Source organism: Pseudomonas sp. TYF_14, assembly GCF_043105275.1.
GTDB classification, from domain to species: domain Bacteria; phylum Pseudomonadota; class Gammaproteobacteria; order Pseudomonadales; family Pseudomonadaceae; genus Aquipseudomonas; species Aquipseudomonas alloputida.
This window is the reverse complement of the sequence record NZ_JBICLK010000061.1, coordinates 354,440-376,953: the sequence shown is the minus strand read 5'-3', so window position 1 is coordinate 376,953 and position 22,514 is coordinate 354,440. Positions and strand designations below refer to the sequence as shown.

Genomic DNA, 22,514 nt, shown 5'->3' with positions numbered 1-22,514 from the left:
CTAGCGGTGCTTGAACTGGGGTGGGCGTTTCTCCACGAATGCAGCCAGGCCTTCGCTTTGGTCCTCTGTGCCGAATGTCACGTAGGCCATACGGCGCTCGTACAGCACACCTTCGCTGAGACTGCTCTCAAAGGCCCGATTGACGCATTCTTTGGCCAGTGCCACCACCGGCTGGGAGTAGCCGGCCATTTTTCCGGCCAATGCCAATGCTTCGGACTGAAGGTCTGCAAGGGGCACAATCCGGCTGACCAGCCCGCTGCGCTCAGCTTCGTCGGCGAGCATCGGGCGGCCGCTGAGAATCATCTCCATCGCCTTGTACTTGCCAATGGCGCGAGTCAAGCGTTGTGTTCCCCCTGCACCAGGGATGGTGGCCAGGGTAATTTCCGGCAGCGCGAAACGGGCATTATCGGCAGCGATGATGACATCGCACATCATCGCAAGCTCACAGCCACCACCCAGCGCCAGACCGCTCACTGCGGCAATCACCGGTTTGCGGCAGCGCGAGGCGCGTTCCCAGTTGGCAGTGATGAATTGGCGCTTGAACACGTCCATCATGTTCCACTCGCGCATCATCTTGATGTCTGCGCCTGCAGCAAACGCTTTTTCGCTACCGATCAGCACGATGGCGCCAACGGCGTCGTCGGCCTCGAGGTCATCGAGCGCGGCTGTCAAATCATTCATCAGCTGGTCGTTCAGTGCGTTGTACGCTTCAGGGCGGTTCAGGCGTATCAGACCGACCTTGTCCTGCTTATCCAGAATCAGGGTTTCGTAAAGCATCATTCTGCTCCTGTAAGGCACACGTATTGGGCGCCTGGGGTGGCTTACATGTTGGGGTAGTTGGGGCCGCCAGCGCCTTCGGGAGTGACCCAGGTGATGTTTTGAGCGGGGTCCTTGATGTCGCAGGTCTTGCAATGCACACAGTTTTGCGCGTTGATCTGGAACCGCTTGCCACCATCGTCTTGCGTCACGACTTCATAAACACCGGCGGGGCAGTAGCGCTGCGCGGGTTCGTCATACCGCGGCAGGTTCCAGTTCAAAGGTACGTCCGGGTCTGTGAGCCTCAGGTGGCACGGCTGCTCTTCCTCGTGGTTGGTATTGGACAGGAACACCGACGACAGCTTGTCGAAGCTCAGCTTTCCGTCGGGTTTTGGGTAGGCAATCCTGTTGCACTCGGCGGCGGGTTTGAGGCAGGCGTGATCTGGCTTGTTGTCGTGCAAGGTGAAGGGCAGCTTGCCGCTGAAGATGTTCTGATCGATGAAGTTGAACGCCCCGCCTACCAACGCGCCGAACTTGTGTAAGGCTGGGCCGAAATTACGGCTGCGGAATAATTCGTCGTACAGCCAGCTGGCTTTGAACCCTTCAACGTAACCGTCAAGCATATCGCCACCTTCGCGGCCTGCGGCCAGTGCGGCCGCAACCGCTTCTGCAGCGAGCATCCCGGATTTCATGGCGGTATGGCTGCCCTTGATCTTGGCGAAGTTCAAGGTGCCCAGGTCGCATCCTATGAGCGCGCCGCCGGGGAAGATCATCCTGGGCAGCGAGTTCAGGCCACCTTTGCAGATGGCTCGCGCCCCATAGGTGACGCGCTTTCCGCCCTCCAGGTACTGCTTGACCACAGGATGGTGCTTGTAGCGTTGGAATTCGTCGAACGGCGACAGATAGGTATTGCTGTACGACAGGTCGATGATCAAACCCACCACCACCTGGTTATTCTCCAGGTGATAGAGGAACGAACCGCCAGGGTTGTCGTCATTGAGCGGCCAGCCAGCGGTGTGGACCACCAGCCCAGGCTGGTGCAGGGACGGGTCGATATCCCAGATTTCCTTGATGCCGATACCGTAGTGCTGCGCATCAGCATCGCTGTCCAGCTGATACTTGCGGATAAGTTGCTTGCCTATATGGCCTCGGCAGCCCTCGGCAAACAAGGTGTACTTGGCCCTCAACTCCATACCTGGGGTGTAAAGGCCATCTTTGGGCTGGCCCTCCCGATCAACCCCAAGATCACCGGTCACGATGCCCCGTACAACACCGTCTTCATCGATCAATGCCTCCTGGGCGGCGAAACCAGGGTAGATCTCAACGCCCAGGTTTTCTGCCTGCTGGCCGAGCCAGCGGCATAGATTGGCAAGTGAAATGATGTAGTTGCCTTGGTTATGCATGGTTTTGGGCACAAACAACCCCGGGATCTGGGTGGCTGTCTCCGGGCCTTGCAACAGATAGATGTCGTCTCGCACCACTGGCGTATTCAGCGGTGCGCCGAGTGCCTGCCAGTCGGGGAACAATTCATTCAGCGCTCGGGGTTCGAACACTGCGCCAGAAAGAATATGCGCGCCCACTTCAGAGCCTTTTTCGACGACGCACACGCTGATGTCCTGGCTTGTCTGGGCAGCAATCTGCTTCAGCCGACAGGCAGCCGAGAGGCCTGATGGGCCAGCGCCGACGATCACCACGTCGAATTCCATATACTCACGATCGGACAACAGATTTCTCCTAGGCCACGTCTTCAGTGGCGTCTGGTTTCACGGTTAGGGCGTGGGAACGACGAGCAGGTAGTGAGACACACTAGGGATCGTCCCTGGCTGCAGGTAATGCGTCAGTTGTTTTTCTTGTTCGTGATCGGCGAGCGTGCTTCTGCGGCGTTGCAACAAATGCTCGCCCCAAGAGGCTGTGACAAAGCGTTCGCTGAATCGCTGCGGGTCAGCCAGGTCTCGATAGAGCAGCCACTGCGTGGCCCCATCGCGTTTGCGAGCCTGGCCCAATCGGGAGATCAGCTGACAGAAGTCCTGCTGATGCTCGATGGCCACGTGATAGTCGACCTGGACGACTACGGGGCCGTCATTGACGTCTGGGCTGATGTCTACGCGGTGTTCGGCCCAGTGCGAGGACAGGGTGACCTCGGCTTCACGCCCCATTCGCAAAGGGTAATGGCGGGTAACTGCCATGCCGAGGAAGATCAGGCCAGCTGCCAGGGTCAAGGTCCACGACACACCCAGTTGGTTGGCTACAGCGCCCCAGAGCATGCCGCCAATGGCCATGGACCCTTGGAAGGTCAGCATGAAGATGGCCAGTGCACGGGCCCGCACCCAACCAGGTAGCGTTGTCTGGAACGCTGCACTGGTCGTCGAATTGAAGTTGATCCAGGCTGCACCCGCGAGTACCAGGGTAACGCTGATCAGTGTCAGGTACGGCGCCCAGGCAGCGACCAGCATGGCAAGCAGAAATACCACCGTGGATAACGTCGAAAGGCGGTGAAAGTCGCTGATCCGCGGCCTTAGCTGGTTTAGTACGATCCCGCCAACGACCGCGCCTGCACCAAGGCTACCCACCAGCAGGCCGTAGCCTCCAACGTTGTCTCCACCGGCAACCAAGGGAAGCAGTGCCCACAGGCTGCTCGCGCAGCTGACGAAGAACAGCGTGCGCAGGATATGACCGTGCAGCGGATGGGCATGCCGAACATAACGCAACCCTGTGCGCATGGCAGTGAGTAGGGGCTCCTTGGGCGCGAGAGTGGTAGGGCCCGGTCGATAGGCAAAGACGAAAATTGCCAGAACGCTCACCAGCAGCACGATGTTCAAGGCAAATACCCATTCCAGGCTGGAATTGGCGATGATGATGCCGGCCAGGGCAGGACCGACAGCACGCGCAGCATTGTAGGCGATAGCATTGAGGTTGATCGCTGCCCCGAGAACGGTACGAGGCACTGCGTCAGAGGTAGTCGCCTGCCAGGCAGGGATGCTGACAGCGCTTCCGGTACCGAGGCTGAATGCCAGCAACAGAAGACCCCAGGGTGTCAGCTGGCCGCTGGTCAGCAGCACGTAGAGCAGCAAGGTGGCTGCCAACATCCAGGCGTGGGTCCAGATAAGGATACGTCGCTTGTCGAGCAGGTCGGCATAGACCCCAGCCGGCAGACCAAAGAGGAATGCCGGCAGGGTGATCGCGGTCTGCACCAGTGCCACCATCAACGGAGACGGGTCAAACTGGACCATCAACCAGGCAGCGGCGACATTCTGCATCCACAGGCAAATGTTGGCCGTGAGGGTTGCGCACCATACGGCGCGGAACAGCGGATAGCTCAGCGGTGGCAGGTTAGCTGCCCGTGAGGCGACAGGAGTGCTCTGGCCGTCTGGCTGCATACAGGGTCCGTAGGGCCTAATGCCCGGTTTGTTATTATGAACACTGTTTACAATTCTGAATGCATTCGGGCGTTGCTGTCAATCTCCTTGCTGTTTCGGTGAAGCCAGCAACGCACGCAGTACTGACACAAGCGCAAGCGGTTGATCCAACATCAGGTGATGGTGACTGTTGGGAATACCGATAGCACCGCGACAATGACGCAACCGGGCGGCGATCCTCTTTGCACGCCAATGTTCGACGACGATGCTCTCTTCGCCGTAGACGAAATCCACCGGCACGTCGATGCTCTCCAGCAGCGCATCCCCATCGGTTTCGCCTACGGTGAACGGCAGGGCCGGGTCAAGGCGCCAGTGCCAGCCTTCTGGGCTTGAGGCAATGGAATGGAATGCGACATGCTCGAAAGTGTCGGCAAGGGGCAGTGGTTGTGCAGGGATAACCCGATAGCGCTGGCGGATGGTCGGGTAATCAGGGTAATGCCGCGCTCGGCCGCTGCGCGCCGGAGGTAAAGGGAACGCGGACTTCGGCTCATCGATGAAGCGAACCCGGCTGTCGATGATCACCGCCTGCACGATCAGGTCTGGGCGATCTGCGCAGACACGCAAGGTCCGTAATCCGCCATAGCTATGGCCAACCACTGTGGCAGGGCCTAATTCGTTCTCGAGAATAGCAATAAGGTCGTCGGTGAAAGCCTGTGCGTTGTAGCTGCTGCGGGGCCCGCTTTCACCCATACCCGAAAAGTCCATTGCATAGACGCGGTACCGGTCAATGAAGAAGGGGGCGATAAAATCCCACCAGTGGCTGTTTGCCCGATAGCCGTGGGCGAACAAGAGTACCGGCTTGGTGGCGTCGTCTGCGTTCCAGCTGCGATAGTGCAGCCGAGTGTCCGTGCATTGCACAAAATGAGAGCGCGTCGGTGCATTCACGGCGCGTAACAACCAGGGTTGGGCTTCGGTGTACTGAGGCGCCGGTAATGGCTCTGTAGGCGCCGCGGAGTTATCCAGCGCAGCTGCCAAGCTGGCAAGTCTGGCTTTCCAGATCTTGCCGGTGCTGCCTTGGGGCAGTTGCGCCATGAAGACGACTCGGTTGGGGCGCTTGTAGGGCGCAATCAACTCGCGTAGAGCACCATCGATCTGCTGTGCATCAATTTCATAGCCGGGGCGAACCTCGATGAAGGCAACGATTTCCTCATCACCATCGGCAAGCGCTCGTCCCACCACACCTGAGGCAACGATGGCCGGCAGGCTGTTGAGGGCGGCCTCGACCTCGGCGGGATATACATTGAAACCTGAGCGAATGATCATTTCCTTTTGTCGGCCCACTACCGCCACGGCGCCATCCGGCAGCCGGCGACCAAGATCGCCGGTTGCGACCCAGCCGCCTGGACGCAAGGTCGCAGCGGTTGCGGCCGGGTTGCGGTAGTAGCCGAGCATGGTGGCGGGGGCACGCATCCACAGTTCGCCAATCCCGCCTTCTGGCACGTCAAGGCCCTGGTTATCGACAAAGCGCAGCTCTACGCCTTCTTCGGCAAAGCCAACGGTGCCCGGCTCGCTCGTGCGATCGGCCCGGGTACGTGCCCCCGGTGCGCATTCCGTCATGCCGTAGCCGTTGACCAGCGGCAACCCGAACAGTGCCTGTACACGCTGCTGCAGCGTGTGATCGAGTGGTGCGCCGCCACTGCTGATGTAGCGCAGACGATGCCCTGACACATCGAGCTTTTGCGTGGCGATGTAATCGAGCAAACGTACGTAAACCGTCGGTACGAACGACAAGTGCGAGATGTCGCCTTGGGCGATGGCATTAGCCAGTTGTGGCAGTTCGAGTCGCCCCATCAAGCGCAGGCTGGCACCGGCGACCATCACCGACATCAGGTTGGCCACGCCCATGATATGGGCCAGAGGTGCTACGCCGTTGTAACAGTCCGTCGGGCTGACCTGGCGCGAGCGGCTGAGAATGGCACCTAGCGCCAATAGCCCAGTATGACTGTGCATGACTGCCTTGGGCTGGCCGGTGGTGCCGGAGGTGAAGATCAGTAGACCTACCTGGGCATCCGCTATTTGTGGTTCGGCGCAAACGTGCGCATGAGTATCGCCCATCGCGAGCGGGCCGGCCAACAAACCCTCGACTTGCGCCGCGCCCGCGCTTTGGGCATGTGCTGCGCAAGCCTTGCTGTCCGCAGTGGCATACACGCAGAGGCGGGGTTCAACGAGTGCCTGCAACCCGGCCAGCTCTGCCGCTGGCAATCTGGCGTTGACCACCGCCGGCCACGCTTCGAGCGCTTGGCAGGCAAACAGTACGACAACAGCGCCAATGTTGTTCTCCGCAACAATCAGGACCCGATCGCCGGCAGTGACACCCCTCGCGCTCAGCAGCTCACTGACTTCATCGATGGCGCGGGCCAGCAAGCCATAGTCGAGCGCCAGGCTGGCGTCACTCAGTGCAGGTGCATCGGGGGTGACGCGAGCCCAATGACGGACTACGTCGCAGGCCAGAGACAAGCTGGGGAGGGCCCCTGGAGCGATGTGTGACGTACTTTTTTGAGGAGTCATGGCATTCAGGTCGGCAGGATTGGAAGGTAAGTGTTGTTCAAATATAAGACCGATGTTCTACTATGTGAAGATATTTGATGCGTCGCAGCTTCGCACTGAGCTCAGAATCAAGGCGTGAATGCAATCTGGGAGCAGGGGATGGCACAGCAATGCATCAGCAGCGAAGCCCTCAATCAATACCTGTTCTGAAGAGGATTGCACCCCATGAGTGAAGCTCAACGCGACCCGGATGGTCGTATCAAGCTGGAGCAGCGCGGCCCCTTGTTGCTTATTGGCATCGACCGTCCTGAAAAGCGTAACGGGTTCACGCCAAAGATGTTTGCCGAGCTGGCGGCTGCGTATACCCGTCTGGAAGAAGATCCTGAGCTGCGGGTAGGTGTGCTGTATGCCGAAGGCGACCACTTTACGGCCGGCCTGGACATGCCGAAGTGCGCGCCACTGCGCAAGGAAGGTAAACCCTACATACCACCTGCGGAGGTCGATCCTTTCGGCCTGCGTGAACCGATTCGCACAAAGCCGATGGTCATGGCGCTGCAGGGCATCAGCTTCACTGTCGCCATCGAGTTGATGCTGGCTGCGGATATCGTCATCGCTGCGCAGAATTGCCGCTTTTCACAAATCGAAGTCAAACGCGGGATCATGGCAGGCTGTGGCGCCACGTTCAGGTTTGTGGAGCGTGCAGGTTGGGGTAATGCCATGAAACTGCTGCTCACCGGTGACGAATTCGATGCCGCCGAAGCGCTGCGCCTCAATTTTGTCCAGGAAGTCGTACCGGTAGGCGAGGAGTTCAAGCGCGCCATCGAGCTGGCCGAGCGCATTGCCGAGCAGGCGCCGCTGGCGGTGCAAGCGACTTTGCAGAACGCTCGTACGGCGGTAAACCATGGCTGGCAAGCAGCTTATGCCTCGATTGCCAATACCCAGCGTAGGCTGTTCAATACCGAAGACGCTAAAGAAGGCGTGCAGTCCTTCATCGAAAAGCGGCCTGCCCGATTCGTTGGGCGATAATAAAAAGAGGAAACGATGATGAGTAAAGGCCCGCTTAGCAATGTTCGCGTGCTCGACATGAGCCGCATCCTCGCCGGCCCCTGGGCTGCGCAAATGCTTGCCGACCTTGGGGCTGAGGTGATCAAGATCGAACGACCTGGCAAAGGTGACGATTCACGCCAGTTCGGCCCGCCTTTCCTGCAGGATGCGCAAGGGCAGGACACGCGAGAGTCTTCGTTCTACATCAGCACCAACCGCAACAAGAAATCCATCACGTGTGACATTGCAAAACCTGAAGGCCAGGCGCTGATCCGCCAGTTGGTGGGCAAGTGCGACGTTCTGCTGGAAAACTACAAGGTGGGAGACCTCAAGCGCTACGGCTTGGACTACGCCTCGTTGCGCGAAGTGAACCCGCGGCTCATCTATTGCTCGCTGACCGGATTTGGCCAGACGGGCCCTTACGCTCCGCGGCCAGGTTACGATTCGATCTTCCAGGCCATGGGCGGGTTGATGAGCATCACCGGCTTGCCCGATGAAGCCCCCGGCGGCGGTCCTATGAAAACCGGGCCGAGTCTAGCCGATATCCTGGCCGGCCAATATGCGGCCTATGCTATTCAAGCGGCGCTGTATGCTCGCGACGTCAATGGTGCACCAGGGCAGCATATCGACATTGCCCTGCTCGATGCCCTGATCGCTTCGACCTCCCACTACGCCAGCCAATACCTGGTCTCAGGTGACATCCCTGTGCGCCGAGGCACCGAGGGCAATGGCGGCATGCCTTCGCGAATGTTCCGCTGCGTCGATGGCGACATCATGATCGTCGCAGGCAACAACGAACAGTACGCCCGTTTTTGTGAGGTGCTCGGCCATCCAGAGCTCGCGCTGGATGCGCGGTTTGCCGAGATCCCTCTTCGAGTGGTCAACCGTCGGGCCCTGGGCGAGGTGTTCGAACCACTGGTGGCTACGTGGACAGTGCTTGATCTACTGCGCGCCCTGGATGAAGCAGGCGTGCCGGCTGGCCCTATCAACAACCTGGAGCAAGTCTTCGCCGATCCGCATGTGCAGGAACGTGGCATGTGCGTGGAAAGCCCGCATGCCTCTTCAGCTGATGGCAAAGTAAGAATGGTCGCCAACCCGGTCAAGTTCTCGGCTACCCCGATCGTCGACTACAAGGCACCGCCGACGCAGGGTGAGCACACCGACAGGATCCTGGGCGAGTGGCTGGGCCTGGACGAAACCGAAATACAAGCGCTGCGTGAGAAGCGTGTGATCTAGCGCAGAGGGGCGTCACTGCTGTACCGTCTTTGCCTATACCCAACCCGGCTCCGCCATGCGTAGCCGGGTTTTCTTTTGCTGGGGATAGGCATAAATGCAGGGCAAAAAAACGCCGCCGGCATAAAGCGGGCGGCAAAGGGGTACCAAGCCAAGGTGCGCCGATAACCCTGCAGTCACCCTGGCGATGCGCGCCAGGGGCTGACAGCAGTCATCTTGCGAGCATTCGGATGATCATTTCACGTATTTGCGGAACTCAGGCTTGCGCTTCTCGCGGAACGCGTTGCCGCCTTCCTTGGACTCTTCAGTGTCGTAGTACATGGCCAGGGCTTGCATGGCGAATGCACCAATCCCGCGGATATTCTCGTTGTCCATGTTGAAGGAGCGTTTGGCCAGCGCGATGGCGGTGGGGCTCATCTGCAGGATGTCGTCACACCATTTTCTGACTTCGGCATCCAGCTGATCCGCCGGGACCACCGCATTGACCAGTCCCCAGTCCAGGGCTTGCTGGGCGGTGTAGCGTTTGCACAAGTACCAGATCTCACGGGCACGCTTGTCTCCCGCCAGGCGGGCGAGCAGGGCGGTGCCGAAGCCCGGATCCACAGAGCCGACTTTAGGGCCAACCTGGCCAAGCTGCGCAGTATCGGCGGCGATCGCCAGGTCGCAGAGGGTTACCAGCACGTTGCCGCCGCCAATAGCGTAACCGTTGACGCGCGCAATGACCGGCTTGGGGATGTCCCGGATGATGCTCTGCAGCTCTTCGATCGGCAGGCCAACCACCCCGCGGCCCTTGTGCCGGCCGCCGGATTGGTCACTGCCGGTGCAAAAGGCCTTGTCACCCGCGCCGGTAAGCACCACAACGCCGACGTCCTTGTTGTAGCCGGCCTGGCTGAACGCCACGATCAGCTCTTCACAGGTGTTGGCAGTGAAGGCGTTATAGACCTGAGGACGGTTTATGGTGATGGTGGCGATGCCGTTGTCTTCGGTGTAGAGGATGTCTTTGAATTCCATGCTTCACTCCTTAAAAAGTCTTTGGCTCAGCCGACCATCGTCAAGCCGCCGGATACGCTGATCACCTGGCCGGTGATGAACGCTGCATCGTCACTGGCGAGGAACAGCACGGTGCCGGCGATGTCGTCCGGTTGCCCCATGCGACCAAACGGTACAGCCTTCACCAGCCCTGCCTTGATCCGCTCGCCCTTTTCGCCTTGGGCGAGGTTATCGAGCAAAGCTGTTGCGGTAGGGCCGGGACAAACGACGTTGACCGGTATCTGCTGGCGGGCCATTTCTCGCGCCATGGTTTTGCTGAAGGCGATCAGGCCGCCCTTGCAGAAGGAGTACACAGCCTCCATCGAGGAGCCGACGCGGCCGGCGTCGGAGGAGATATTCACCACACGGCCATGCCCTCGCTCGCTCATGCGGCGCAGAACTGCATGGTGCATGTTCAGCGGGCCGTAAAGGTTGATGCCGACAACCTTGTCCCAGAACGGCTTTTCGGTCTGGAGGAAGAACGCCCCTGTGTCCCAGCCTGCGTTGTTGACCAGCACGTCGATCGGTCCCAGTTCTTCTTCCACGCGGGCTACTGCCGCGTGGACGACTTCATGGTCGGTGATATCGACGCTGTAACCGCGGGCGCGACCACCGGTTGCTTCGATCTCGCCAACCAGGGCGCTTGCAGCCTGGGTATTCAGGTCGAACACGGCCACCACCGCGCCGGCTTCGCTGAAGCGTTTGCAAATTGCGCTACCGATACCACCCGCACCCCCGGTCACTACAACGACTTTGTCTTTCAATCCTTTCATCACGAGTACCTTTTAATCTTGCATCAGGGACGCGGCTGGGCCGCAGTTTCAGGAATCATGCCTTCTGCGCCCGCGCTTGTAGCAGGTGGTGAAGCAGCAGTTGCAGCAGTTGCAGCAGTTGCAGCAGTTGCAGCAGGTGCACGAGCTGCGCACAGTGCGCTGATCTGCTCATGGCTGTAACCCAGCTCGGCGAGGATTTCACTGCTGTGTTCACCCAGATTCGGTGGCAAGTAGCGCACATTGCCTGGGGACGCGGAGAACTCCACGGGAATCGAAGTCATGACCAGTTCACCCTCGGTGGGATGTTGGACTTTCTTGAAGAACTCGGTTTCCTTCAGATACTCATCGTCCATCATGTCGCGCAGTTCCCGGACCTGGCCATGAGGCACATCGGCTGCAGCGAACAGGGCTTCCCAATGCGCGGAGGTCTGTGTTGCGATCACATCCCCGAGAATGCTGTACAACTCGTTGATATGGCGCATGCGCTCGGTCATGCGGCAGAAACGAGGATCTTCCAGTAGCTCAGGCCGGCCAATAGCCGTCAGCACACGCCGCCATTGCTCATCATTGACCGCCAGCAGGCATATGTAGCCGTCGCGGGTCGCATAAGGCCGCCGATTGGCCGAAAACATCCGCGTATAGCCAAGGCCGTCGGACTTGCCCAGCGCCCCCTCCCAGAGATGTTCGAACAAGTTGAACTGCAACATGGTCTCCATCATTGGCACCCGCACTTCCTGCCCCTGGCCGGTGCGTTCGCGGTGTAGCAACGCCATGCTGATGGAGGATGCCAGTACATAACCGCAGAACTTATCGACGATGACCGTAGGGAAGTAGCGCGGGCGACCGTCGCTGTCGCGATTGATGGCCGCCAGGCCGCTTTCGCCCTGGATCACGTCATCGAACGCCGGCATGTTGGCGTACGGACCATCGCTACGGTAACCTGGCGCGTAGGCGTAGATGATATTGGGGTTGCGCGCGCTCAGCTTCTCGTAGCAGATACCTAGCCGCTTGGCGGCGCTAGGTCTCATGCTATGCACAACGACGTCGGCTGTTTCCACCAGTTTGAGCAAGGCCTCCATGCACGCCGCCTGCTTGAGGTCGAGCACCACGCTGCGTTTGTTGCGGTTCATGATGAGGTAGAACACCGACATACCGGGATTTCGGCCCGGGCCGTTCTGCCGGTTCTGATCGCCCGTGGGCGGTTCTACCTTGATCACGTCGGCGCCCATGTCGCCCAGAATCTGAGTGGCGACGGGGCCGAGGACGTTGATCGTGAGGTCGATCACACGCAGCCCCGACAGCGGGCCGGTGGGTTGTGCCAATGCCCGTTGGGTCATGATCAGTCAGCCCTGTAGTCCTTGCCTTTAACCAGGCGCAGAGGGGTGTACTCCTGCACCAGCGTGCCGTCTTGCTTGTAGATGCGGTTGCGTGTCCGCACCAGGCCCAGACCAGGGCGGCCCTTGCTTTCGCGGCACTCGATGACCTCACACTCGACGTGAATGGTGTCACCGACGAATACCGGCCCCTTGATGTCCAGTTCCATATTCAGGAACGCAAAACCCACCCCTTGCATGGTCGCCTGGGTGAGCAAGCCTTCTGCGAAGGTGAACACCAGGGCGCCAGGGGCGACGCGGCCCTTGATCGCAGACTGTTCCTTGAGGAATTCGACGTTGGTGAAAAGCACTTCAAGCATGCCGGTCACTGAAACGAAGTTGACAACATCCGCCTCAGTGACGGTGCGGCCTACGGTTTTGAAGCGGCGCCCGACCGGGAGGTCTTCCCAGTGAATGCCAAGGCCCACGGTTTCGATCTGTTCCATTCTTGTTGTTCCCTGAGGTTGGTTATTTGGAACTGCAACTGATTGCGCCTTAACGGGGTTTGGCGTCGTTGCGGGCAACACGTCCGAGCACGCTGTCGGCAATGATGTTTCGCTGAATCTGGTTGGTGCCTTCGATGATCTGCACCACCTTGGCGTCGCGGAAATAACGGTTGATCGGGTATTCATTGGAAATGCCCGCAGCGCCGAACAGCTGCACGGCGTCCGTGGCGACTTTCATCGCCACGTCCGAGGCGAACATCTTCGACATGGCTGCCATCGGCGCGAGTGTGCGGCCGGTGACGCCGGCATCGACCATGGACGCGGTGCGATAGACCAGTTGGCGGGCAGCTTCGGTCTGGGTGACCATGTCTGCGACCATCCAGCGTATGCCTTGGAAATCGCTGACTTTCTGCTTGAAGGTGACGCGGTTCTGGATGTAGTCGACCGAATGATCGATAGCTCCCTGAGCCAGCCCCACCGCCCTGGCAGCCACCAGTGGACGGCTGGTATTGAGCGCCTCCATGGCGATCTTGAAACCTTCCCCTCCCTCGGGGCCGAGGCGGTTGGCGACTGGCACGAAAGCGTCATCGAAGAACAGTGGGCATGCTGCTACCCCCCTGGCCCCCATCTTGTGTTCTGGCGCGCCAATCGTCAGGCCGGGTGTATCGCGATCAACGATGAACAAGTTGATGCCCAAACCTGTGCCATCCTCGGCGACAGTTTTGGCAGCGACCAGGATGAAGTCGGCGATGTTGGAGTTGGTACACCAGATCTTCGAGCCGTTCAGCACATAGCCGCCTTCGGTGCGGCGTGCAGAGGTCTTGATGCCGGAGACATCCGAGCCGCTTTGCGGTTCGGTAATCGACAGGGCGCCGCGCAGATCGCCGCTGGCAAGACCAGGCAGCAAGCGTTGCTTCTGCTCCTCGGTACCACCAGCGAGGATCGCCCCAAACGGCGTCCATTGCACAACGAGCAGGTAGCCGGTGTTGTAGCAGACACGCCCCAGCTCCTCGACGGCGATGCAGGCCGACAGCAAGCTGTTGGTGCCACCGTATTCAGTCGGAAACGGCAGGGCGAACAGCCCCAACTCTTTCAGCAGCGCGAACATGTCATGGGGGTATTGCGCCGTGCGATCGATCTCGTCGGCCCGCGGCGCAACTTTTTCCCGAGCGACCCGACGAATCAGGGCCTGGATCTCACGCTGCTCATCGGTCAATTCGTAGTTCACGGTTTTGTCGGCTCCAATCGAGGACTGCTCACCCACTGCGCTTAATGTCGTTTGGGGTGGAGTGTTATTCTGAACGCTGTTCGTAAAAGTAAACGACGTATGTTGAAGGTGTCAAGGCGCACTGAGCGGGTAAACCGTCATGGCAGATCCTGATTCTGTGCTTGAGCCAGTCCTGGCGGGTGTTCAGGCGTGTCGCGGAGTTATTGGGCTGGAGGCACAAGGGAAGGGAAAGCGCAGAAAATAATGGAAACGGCGTTTGGCATAGTGCATAAGAGGAGGGGGAACGGTATCGAGCAGCTTGACGGATATAGATATCAGCGTTTAGCATTCGGAACATCGTTCATAAAAACTAATTCTGCAGCTCAACGGGAGGGCTTATGAAAAGCCTGTTGCCAGAATCGGATTACCAACAGTTCCTCAGTGAGGGGCGTTTCATGCTGCAGCGCAGCCGCCAGAACGGTGGTTACTGCTTCTACCCCCGGGTAGCTCAACCCGGTACCGGCAATACCGACCTGGAATGGGTCCAGGCCAGTGGGCGCGGTGTGGTTTATTCCTCCACCGTGGTCCGCCAGCGTCCCCCCACCCCGAACTACAACGTCGCCTTGATCGACTTGGAGGAGGGCGTGCGCATGATGTCCCGGGTTGAGGGTGTGGCACCCGAAGACGTGCAGATAGGCATGAGCGTGCGGGCGAAGATCGTCCAGCCCGATGATGGCGCGGCGCTGCTGGTATTCGAGCCAGCCTGACCTGACCCACGGCAAAACCATTCGCAACCTGCAGCAATAACAATAAAGGCAGGAAACTATGAAACAAAGTCTTCGTGGACAAACAGCCATCGTGGCGGGAGCCACATACGGGATGGGCGAGGCGCCAGGGCTGTCGTCCATGGACCTGGCCGCTGCTGCCAGCGTACGCGCCCTGGCGCAGGTAGGGCTGACACCGGCTGATGTAGACGGGCTGTTCGTCAGTGTGCCGGACGACATGCTCTCCGGGCTTACCTTTTCCGAGTACCTGGGTATTCACCCCCGGTTCACCGACAACAACCGTACCGGCGGTTCGGCTTTCCAGATCTATGCCCATACTGCCGCGATGGCCTTGGCCTCGGGACAGATCGATGTCGCCTTGATTGCCTACGGTAGCAACCAGAAAAGCGCGTCGGGCAAACTGGTACAGAGTTCACGTCCGTCGCCCTGGGAAACCCCCTACAGGCCGATGAACCCTGTGTCTTCTTACGCGCTGGCGGCCGCACGGCACATGCATCAGTACGGCACCACCCGTGAACAGCTTGCCGAGGTTGCCGTTGCGGCGCGTAAGTGGGCGCAACTCAACCCCGATGCCTACATGCGTGATGAGCTGAGCATCAGCGACGTGCTGGGTGCGCGCATGGTCTCTGACCCGTTGACCGTACGTGATTGCTGCCTGGTGACCGACGGTGCTGCCGCGGTGGTCATGGTTCGGGCCGACCGTGCCCATGATCTGGCCAAACGACCTGCTTATGTGCTGGGCGCAGGTTCTGCCACCACGCACCGAGAGATTGCCTCGATGGCAGACCTGACGGTGACTGCAGCGCGGGAATCTGGCCAGCGTGCCTATGAGATGGCCGGTGTCAGCCCCTCGGATATCGACGTGGTGATGCTCTATGACGCCTTCACCATCAACCCGATTCTGTTTCTCGAAGACCTCGGTTTCTGCCCGAAAGGCGAGGGCGGGCGCTTTGTATCAGGCGGCGCGATCGCGCCCGGTGGCCGGCTGGCAGTGAATACCAACGGGGGCGGCCTGTCGTGTGTCCACCCAGGCATGTACGGCCTGTTCACCATGGTTGAAGCCACCCAGCAGCTGATGGGGCAATGCGGCGCGCGGCAAGTGGCCGACGCCAAGCTGGCTATCGCCCACGGCAATGGCGGTGTGCTGTCGAGCCAGGCAACGTTGATCCTGGGTACGGAGGAGACGCTGTGAGCGAGGTCCAGGCAAATACCGACGATATCGTCCAGGTCGAGTACGACCAAGGCGTCGCCATCGTTACCTTGAACTACCCCCAGCGGCGCAACGCCTTCTCGCTGAAAATGCGCGAAACGCTTTATGAGCGCCTCTATGGCCTCATGTACCACGACGCTGCATGCCAGGCCATTGTGCTGACCGGCGCCAACGGCGTGTTCTGTGCGGGTGGCGACATCTCCGAAATGAAAGAACGCACGGTGATGGAGTACCGCGAACGCAACCTGCTGCCGCTGAACATCTTCCGCCTGCTGGTTGAAGGGCCTAAAGCGGTGATCGCTGCTGTCGAAGGGTTTGCCATGGGCGCAGGCGTTTCGCTCGCCGCAGCCAGTGACTACGTTGTCTCGGCGCCCGATACCCGCTATGCGTGCGCATTCGTCAAAGTTGGGCTGATGCCCGATACCGGGCTTTTCTGGTCGCTCGCTCAGCGCGTGGGCGCTGGCAAAGCGCGTGAGCTGATGCTCACTGCCGATGAATTCAATGGCGAGCAAGCGTTGCGTAGCGGCTTTGCCAATGAGCTGGTGCCTGCTGGCGAAACTCGCCAGGCCGCATTGGCGGTGGCTCGCCAGTATGCACGAATGCCACCACTGGCCGTTGCCCACCTCAAGGCTGCTCTGGCCAATGGCATCGGCTCGCTGGATCAAGCGATCGAGACCGAAGTGAACCTGCAACCGATCATGCGCCGTAGCCAGGATCATCAGGAGGCAGCAAAAGCCTTCATGGAAAAACGCCCTGCCGTGTTCGTTGGCAACTGAGGAGAGCACGATGTCCGAACATACCGACGAACGCATTCAGGTTTCCCGTGATGGCGAAGTGGCCATCATCACCCTCAACAATGCGCAGCGCCGTAATGCGATGGGCCGCCAGATGCGCCTGGCGTTGCGCGACACCGTGCACCGGCTGATGGTTGCCGACCCTGAGTCTCGGGCTTTGGTGCTGACAGGCGCTGGCGGGCAATTCAGTGCTGGTGCTGACATTTCCGAGATGACCAAGCGCACTGTGCTGCAGAGCCGAGAGATCCTTGCAGAGTCCTGCGAAGTCGTGCGCGACCTGCTGGGTGGCCCCAAACCTGTGGTGGTGGCAGTGGAAGGCGTGGCGTTCGGCGCTGGCCTGTCGCTGGCCGTGGCGAGCGATTACCTGGTAGCGGCTTCGAACGCGCGGTTTTGCGCCGCCTTCTTGCGCATTGGCCTGATTCCCGATACCGGCGTGTTGTGGACCCTTCAGAACAGGGTTGGCCCCGCCAAGGCGCGCGAGCTGCTGTCGTTGGCGCGAGAAATCGACGGCGTCGAAGCCGGGCGCATCGGCTTGGCCAACCAAGTGGTCGAGCCAGGCCAGGCGCTGAGCGTAGCCATCGAGTACGCCAAGTCTTTGGCCAAATTGCCCCCGCTGGGCGTGGCCTTGACCAAGACGGCGTTGACGTTCTCGGCAGACGACATGGACGCTGCATTGCGCGCCGAGATCGACTATCAGCCGCTGTTGCGACAGTCACGCGATCACCTGGAGGCGGCCAATGCCTTCCTCGAAAAACGCGCCCCAGTATTTACCGGCCAATAAGGAACCTGAGATGACTCAAGACAGCGAAATCGTCCAGGTCGAGCATCGGGGCGGGGTGGCAATTGTCACCATGAACTACCCGGAGCGTCGCAACGCCTTCTCATTGAAAATGCGTTTGGCGCTTTTGGAGACTTTTCACCGGCTTCATCATCAGGACGACACGTGCCGCGCCATCGTGCTGACCGGTGCAGGTGAACACTTCTGTGCCGGCGGTGACCTGTCGGAGATGACCACCGTTTCGTCTTCGTTGCTGGACATGCGTGAGCGCATCAGCATCGGGGTCAGGCTCTTCCGTCTGATTTTCACCGGCGACAAGCCTGTGGTGGCCGCTGTTGAAGGCAACTGCATGGGGGCTGGACTGTCGCTTGCCGCAGCCTGCGACCTGGCCGTCGGGAGTGAGTCGGCCAAGCTGGCTTGCTCGTTCGTCAAGGTAGGTCTGCTGCCCGATACGGGGCTGTTGTGGACCCTGCCTCAGAAAGTCGGTGCCGGAAAGGCCCGCCAGTTGATGCTCAGTGCTGAACCGTTCGACGGCATTCAGGCTGGCGAACTGGGCCTGTTCAATCAGGTGGTTGCGCCGGGGCAGGCCTTGGAGGCAGCGGTGCAGCGTGCCCAGAAGCTGGCGCAACTGCCACCTGTGACATTGGCGTTGCTCAAGGCTTCGCTGGTGCGTGGTGGTGACAGCGTGGAGGCCGCCTGGCGCCGTGAGGTCGACCTCAACCCGCTGACGCGCCAGACCCAGGATCACCAGGAAGCCGTTGCGGCCTTCATGGAAAAACGTCAACCGACATTCAGCGGGAATTGAAGCATGTACGCAAACGACCTTTTGGCTGGCAAGAAAATCCTCATAACCGGCGGCGGCACGGGGCTGGGCAAGAGTATTGGCAAGCGCTATCTGGAGCTGGGCGCTGAGCTGGTAATCGCCGGGCGCCGCAAAGAAGTGCTTGATGCTACTGCCGAAGAGTTCCGTACTGCCCTGCCGGGGGCACGTGTCGCCACCGTGCAAGCTGATGTGCGTGACGCCGAGTCGGTCGAAGCCATGATGGACGAAGTGTGGCGCAGCGGCCCGTTGGATGTGTTGCTGTGCAACGCCGCCGCCAACTTCATCGCGCGCACCGAAACGTTGTCGCCGCGGGCAGTGGATGCGGTATTGGACATCGTCCTGCACGGCAGCTTCTATTGCGCGATTGCAGCCGGGAAGCGCTGGATTGCCGAAGGGCGCCCGGGCAATGTCATCAGTACGGTGTCTACGCCAACCATGACCGGTTCGGCCTTTACCGCGCCCAGCGCAGCGGCCAAGGCTGGCGTGCTGGCCATGACCCGAAGCCTGGCGGTGGAGTGGGGGCCCAAGGGCATTCGTCTGAACTGCGTGGCACCGGGACTGTTCCCCACCCCGGGTGCCTGGGAGCAGCTGTATCCGCCAGGTTCGCAGGTCGAGCCTCAGGAAAAGAGCGTGCCCTTGCGGCGCTTTGGCGACCACCGCGAGCTCGCCGACCTCTATAGCTACCTGGCTTGTGATGGCTCGTCCTACATCACCGGTGAAATGGTGGTGATTGATGGCGGGCGCTGGATGCAGGGGGTTGGCGGACCAAGCTTCCGTGCCATGCAAGACTGGAATGAAGAGCAATGGCAAGCGATGCGCGGCCAGGGGCGCAGCTGACATGGCCGGCCCACTTTCCGGAATCAAGGTTGTCGAGCTTGCCGGCATCGGCCCAGGCCCGATGTGCGCCATGTTGTTGGCCGACCTGGGCGCAACGGTGATCCGCGTCGATCGTAAACAGCCGGCCAAGCTCGGTATCGAGCGTCCGCTGCAGTACAACACCCTGCTGCGCAACCGCTACGCAGTCGCCGTCGACCTCAAGGACCCGGCAGGGGTGGAGACCGTACTGCAGCTGGTTGAACAGGCCGACGCACTGATCGAGGGTTTCCGTCCTGGGGTGACCGAACGCTTGGGCCTGGGCCCAGATGACTGCCTAGCGCGTAATCCACGCCTGGTGTATGGCCGCATGACCGGCTGGGGTCAGGACGGCCCGCTGGCCAAGTATGCGGGGCACGACCTCAATTACCTGGCCTTGACCGGCATCCTCGATGCCATCGGGCGTGAAGGGCAACCACCAAGCATCCCATTGAACCTCGTGGGGGACTACGCAGGAGGGTCGCTGTACCTCGCGCTCGGTTTGCTGGCTGGCATTCTGGAGGCTCGTGGCTCGGGCAAGGGGCAGGTGGTCGATGCGGCCATCGTCGATGGCGCCGCGCACCTCGCAACCACGTTCTTTGGCATGCTGGCCGCCGGCATGTGGAAAGAGGGGCGGGGCACCAACATCACTGACAGTGGGTCACCGTTCTACGACTGCTACCTGTGTTCCGATGGCAAGTTCATCAGCGTTGGCCCGATCGAAAGCAAGTTCTACGACGAGTTGCTGCGGCTGATGGACCTGGACCCGCAGCTCCTTGGCGACCAGATGGATCGCGAGGCGTGGGCCAACGCCAAGAAGGTGCTCGCTGCACGTTTCCGTACCCGCAGCCGTGATGAATGGGTTGCCGTGCTCGAGGCCAGCGATGCCTGTGCCACCGGCGTGCTGACGTTCTCTGAGGCGGCCGGGCATCCGCATCTGCGCGCCCGGGGCACGTTCATCGAGGTCGATGGCGTGACTCAACCTGCGCCAGCGCCGCGGTTCTCCCGCAGCGTACCCGTTACGCCTTTCGCACCGCAGCCCATCACGCCAGCCAATACCGACGCTGCGCTGTCCGCCTGGTTCACCCCGGAGCGGGTTGAGCAATTGCGTGCCAGCGGCATTATCGACTGAGGAAACCCTTATGGATTTGCGATTTACACCGGAAGAACTGGCTTTTCGCGATGAGGTCAGGGCTTTTCTGAAAACGGCAGTACCGGCGTCGATTCGGCGCAAGGTCGAATACGGCCAGCGGCTCTCGAAAGAAGAAATGGTCAGCTGGGTGCGGATCCTCAACGCCAAAGGTTGGGCGTGCCCGGCCTGGTCGCCCGAGTGGGGCGGCCAGGCCTGGAGTGCCACCCAGCACTACATCTTCAAGGAAGAGTTGCACATGGCGCCCGCGCCGGAGCCTATCTCGTTCAACATGAACATGATCGGCCCGGTCTTGATCGCCTTCGGCACCCAGGCGCAGAAAGAGCACTTCCTGCCTCGTGTGGCAAACATGGACTACTGGTTCTGCCAAGGGTTCTCAGAGCCGGGTTCGGGGTCCGACCTTGCCTCACTGCGCACCAGCGCAGTACGCGATGGCGATCACTATGTGCTGAACGGCCAGAAACTGTGGACCTCCACGGCCCATCATGCTGACTGGTGTTTCATGCTTGTGCGCACTGACGCGACGGCAAAGAAACAGCAGGGCATCAGTTTCGTGCTCATGGATATGAAGACGCCGGGTATTTCGATTCGCCCGATTGTCACCCTCGATGGCCACCACGAAACCAACGAAATGTTCCTGGATAACGTCAGGGTTCCGGTGGCCAACCTGATTGGTGAGGAAAACCGCGGCTGGGATGTTGCCAAGTTCCTGCTCGGTAGCGAGCGTGGCGGCATCGCCCGTGTCGGCTTGTCGAAGTTCCGCGTAAGACGGGCCAAGCAACTGGCCCGCAGCGTGGCCATGGGGGCAGGCGTCCTGGCGGACCAGCCACGCTTTCGCGAACGGGTCGCGGCCCTGGAGGTTGAACTCAAGGCACTGGAAATGACCCAGATGCGCGTTATCGCCGACAGCGAGAAGTACGGACACACCCCAGACCCGCGCAGCTCGATCCTGAAAATGAAAGGCTCGCAACTGCAGCAGTCGGCGACTGAACTGTTGATGGAGGTCGCAGGCTACAACGCGCTTGAATACGACCAGCCGTTCGTGGTGGGTGAGCGCGAGGTACAGCATGACGATGATTGGGCGCGCACCATCGCGCCAAATTACTACTGGGTGCGCCATGTCTCCATTGTCGGGGGCTCCAACGAAATCCAGCACAACATCCTGGCCAAAACTCTGCTCGGACTTTAAGCATGAATTTCGATTTCAATGAAGAACAGCGCATGCTCAAAGATGCGGTCGATCGCCTGGTCGCAGACCGCTACAGCTTCGAGCAACGTGCCGGTTATCTCGATCAGAGAGAGGGGTGGAGCCGCGAGCTATGGGGCCGATATGCCGACCTGGGCTTGCTGGGACTGCCGTTCACTGAGGCCGATGGTGGCTTTGACGGTGGCCCGGCTGAAACCATGATTGTCATGGAGGCGGTGGGCCGCGGATTGGTGCTCGAACCCTATCTGGCCAGTGTGGTGCTTGCTGGCGGACTGCTGGCCAGCGCCGGGGAGGTGCAGCAGCGGGCCGAGATCCTGCCGGGCTTGATTGCCGGTGAACGCCTGTTGGCCTTTGCCCACAGCGAAGCCCAGGCACGCTATGACTTGGCAGACGTTGCCACTCGCGCACGGCGCGAGGGCGACCATTGGGTCCTCGATGGGTGCAAACGCTTCGTGTTGCACGGCGATTGCGCTGACCAGCTGATCGTCTCGGCGCGCACCAGTGGTGGGCAACGGGATGCCGACGGCATTGCACTGTTCATTGTCGACGCCAATGCCGCGGGTATCACTCGCCGCGGTTATCAGACACAGGACCGCCTGCGCGCCGCAGACATTACGCTCGATGGCGTGCGGCTGCCGCTGGCGGCGTTGCTCGGTTCATCCCGCCAGGCGTTGCCGCTGATCGAACACGCCACGGATCGCGCCGTCGCCGCGCTTTGCGCCGAGGCTGTCGGAGCAATGCAGCAGGCTTTCGACATGACGGTTGAATACCTCAAGGTCCGCAAGCAGTTTGGCGTGTTGATCGGCTCGTTTCAGGCGCTGCAGCACAGCGCAGTGGACATGCTGGTGATGCTCGAGCAGGCGCGCAGCATGGCCTACTACGCCAGCATGATGGTGGACGACGACGATGTCCTCGAACGTCGCCGCGCCATCGCTGCGGCCAAAGTGCAGATCAACCGCTCAGCACGCTTCGTGGCGCAACAGGCTGTGCAGTTGCACGGTGGCATCGGCGTCACCGAGGAATGCCAGGTGGGTCATTACATGCGCCGCCTGTCCATGATCGAAATCCTGTTCGGCGACGCCGACCACCATTTGGCGCAACTGGCTAGCGATGGCGGCCTGATCGCCGCAGACGCTTGAATCGACGAGAGA

Annotated in this window: 20 protein-coding genes; 11 read left to right on the top strand and 9 right to left on the bottom strand. The window is 60.5% G+C overall.

Going from position 1 to position 22,514, the window contains the following annotated elements; all coding sequences use genetic code 11:
• From ACF8O8_RS17960 to ACF8O8_RS17945, 4 genes are all read right to left on the bottom strand, one after another.
• Entirely contained in the window at nt 1-777 is a 777-nt protein-coding gene (locus ACF8O8_RS17960; protein ID WP_392510139.1) for an enoyl-CoA hydratase, read from the bottom strand.
• A gap of 44 nt (nt 778-821) precedes the next feature.
• A complete protein-coding gene (locus ACF8O8_RS17955; protein WP_392510182.1) occupies nt 822-2,462 on the bottom strand; it encodes an electron transfer flavoprotein-ubiquinone oxidoreductase in 1,641 nt (546 codons plus the stop codon).
• Nucleotides 2,463-2,525: 63 nt separating this feature from the next.
• The gene (locus tag ACF8O8_RS17950; protein WP_392510138.1) at nt 2,526-4,133 is read right to left on the bottom strand and encodes an MFS transporter; all 1,608 of its coding nucleotides are present in this window, start codon (nt 4,131-4,133) and stop codon (nt 2,526-2,528) included.
• Between the two features lie 78 nt (nt 4,134-4,211).
• Entirely contained in the window at nt 4,212-6,629 is a 2,418-nt protein-coding gene (locus tag ACF8O8_RS17945; protein ID WP_392510137.1) for an alpha/beta fold hydrolase, read from the bottom strand.
• Between the two features lie 255 nt (nt 6,630-6,884).
• Between ACF8O8_RS17945 and ACF8O8_RS17940 the strand changes: the two genes are divergently transcribed.
• Nucleotides 6,885-7,685: a crotonase/enoyl-CoA hydratase family protein gene (locus ACF8O8_RS17940; RefSeq protein WP_392510136.1), complete on the top strand. Its 801-nt coding sequence runs from the start codon at nt 6,885-6,887 to the stop codon at nt 7,683-7,685.
• Nucleotides 7,686-7,700: 15 nt separating this feature from the next.
• Nucleotides 7,701-8,939 (top strand): CaiB/BaiF CoA transferase family protein, encoded by a 1,239-nt coding sequence (locus ACF8O8_RS17935; protein ID WP_392510135.1) that lies wholly within the window; start codon nt 7,701-7,703, stop codon nt 8,937-8,939.
• A 231-nt stretch (nt 8,940-9,170) separates the two neighbouring features.
• Here the strand turns inward: ACF8O8_RS17935 and ACF8O8_RS17930 are convergent, their stop codons facing one another.
• Genes ACF8O8_RS17930 through ACF8O8_RS17910 form a run of 5 tightly spaced genes read right to left on the bottom strand, consistent with a single transcriptional unit; the run spans nt 9,171 to nt 13,785 of the window.
• Complete coding sequence (locus ACF8O8_RS17930) at nt 9,171-9,947, bottom strand: enoyl-CoA hydratase-related protein (protein ID WP_392510134.1); 777 nt, start codon at nt 9,945-9,947, stop codon at nt 9,171-9,173.
• A gap of 26 nt (nt 9,948-9,973) precedes the next feature.
• Nucleotides 9,974-10,738 carry a glucose 1-dehydrogenase gene (locus tag ACF8O8_RS17925; RefSeq protein WP_392510133.1) on the bottom strand — a complete coding sequence of 255 codons (765 nt, stop codon included), beginning with the start codon at nt 10,736-10,738 and terminating at the stop codon, nt 9,974-9,976.
• Between the two features lie 23 nt (nt 10,739-10,761).
• Nucleotides 10,762-12,075, bottom strand: coding sequence for a CaiB/BaiF CoA transferase family protein (locus ACF8O8_RS17920; RefSeq protein ID WP_392510132.1), 1,314 nt, complete (start codon nt 12,073-12,075; stop codon nt 10,762-10,764).
• Nucleotides 12,076-12,077: 2 nt separating this feature from the next.
• Complete coding sequence (locus ACF8O8_RS17915) at nt 12,078-12,557, bottom strand: MaoC/PaaZ C-terminal domain-containing protein (RefSeq protein WP_341798492.1); 480 nt, start codon at nt 12,555-12,557, stop codon at nt 12,078-12,080.
• Between the two features lie 49 nt (nt 12,558-12,606).
• The gene (locus ACF8O8_RS17910) at nt 12,607-13,785 is read right to left on the bottom strand and encodes an acyl-CoA dehydrogenase family protein (protein ID WP_392510131.1); all 1,179 of its coding nucleotides are present in this window, start codon (nt 13,783-13,785) and stop codon (nt 12,607-12,609) included.
• Nucleotides 13,786-14,162: 377 nt separating this feature from the next.
• On the opposite strand from ACF8O8_RS17910, the gene ACF8O8_RS17905 reads away from it, so the two are divergent.
• From ACF8O8_RS17905 to ACF8O8_RS17865, 9 genes are read left to right on the top strand one after another with little or no spacing between them, the layout of a single operon-like run.
• Nucleotides 14,163-14,531, top strand: coding sequence for a Zn-ribbon domain-containing OB-fold protein (locus tag ACF8O8_RS17905; protein WP_392510130.1), 369 nt, complete (start codon nt 14,163-14,165; stop codon nt 14,529-14,531).
• Between the two features lie 58 nt (nt 14,532-14,589).
• Entirely contained in the window at nt 14,590-15,741 is a 1,152-nt protein-coding gene (locus ACF8O8_RS17900) for a thiolase (RefSeq protein WP_392510129.1), read from the top strand.
• Nucleotides 15,738-16,535 (top strand): enoyl-CoA hydratase/isomerase family protein, encoded by a 798-nt coding sequence (locus ACF8O8_RS17895; protein WP_392510128.1) that lies wholly within the window; start codon nt 15,738-15,740, stop codon nt 16,533-16,535. Before ACF8O8_RS17900 ends, ACF8O8_RS17895 begins: the two co-directional genes overlap by 4 nt.
• A 10-nt stretch (nt 16,536-16,545) precedes the next feature.
• Entirely contained in the window at nt 16,546-17,334 is a 789-nt protein-coding gene (locus tag ACF8O8_RS17890) for an enoyl-CoA hydratase/isomerase family protein (protein WP_392510127.1), read from the top strand.
• Between the two features lie 10 nt (nt 17,335-17,344).
• Nucleotides 17,345-18,136, top strand: coding sequence for an enoyl-CoA hydratase/isomerase family protein (locus ACF8O8_RS17885; RefSeq protein WP_392510126.1), 792 nt, complete (start codon nt 17,345-17,347; stop codon nt 18,134-18,136).
• 3 nt (nt 18,137-18,139) lie between these two features.
• Complete coding sequence (locus ACF8O8_RS17880; RefSeq protein ID WP_392510125.1) at nt 18,140-18,991, top strand: SDR family oxidoreductase; 852 nt, start codon at nt 18,140-18,142, stop codon at nt 18,989-18,991.
• Between the two features lies 1 nt (nt 18,992).
• Entirely contained in the window at nt 18,993-20,138 is a 1,146-nt protein-coding gene (locus ACF8O8_RS17875) for a CaiB/BaiF CoA transferase family protein (RefSeq protein WP_392510124.1), read from the top strand.
• Between the two features lie 10 nt (nt 20,139-20,148).
• Nucleotides 20,149-21,345, top strand: a complete 1,197-nt coding sequence (locus ACF8O8_RS17870; RefSeq protein WP_392510123.1) for an acyl-CoA dehydrogenase family protein — start codon at nt 20,149-20,151, stop codon at nt 21,343-21,345.
• 2 nt (nt 21,346-21,347) lie between these two features.
• Nucleotides 21,348-22,502 carry an acyl-CoA dehydrogenase family protein gene (locus tag ACF8O8_RS17865; RefSeq protein WP_392510122.1) on the top strand — a complete coding sequence of 385 codons (1,155 nt, stop codon included), beginning with the start codon at nt 21,348-21,350 and terminating at the stop codon, nt 22,500-22,502.
• The last annotated feature ends 12 nt before the right edge of the window (nt 22,503-22,514 follow it).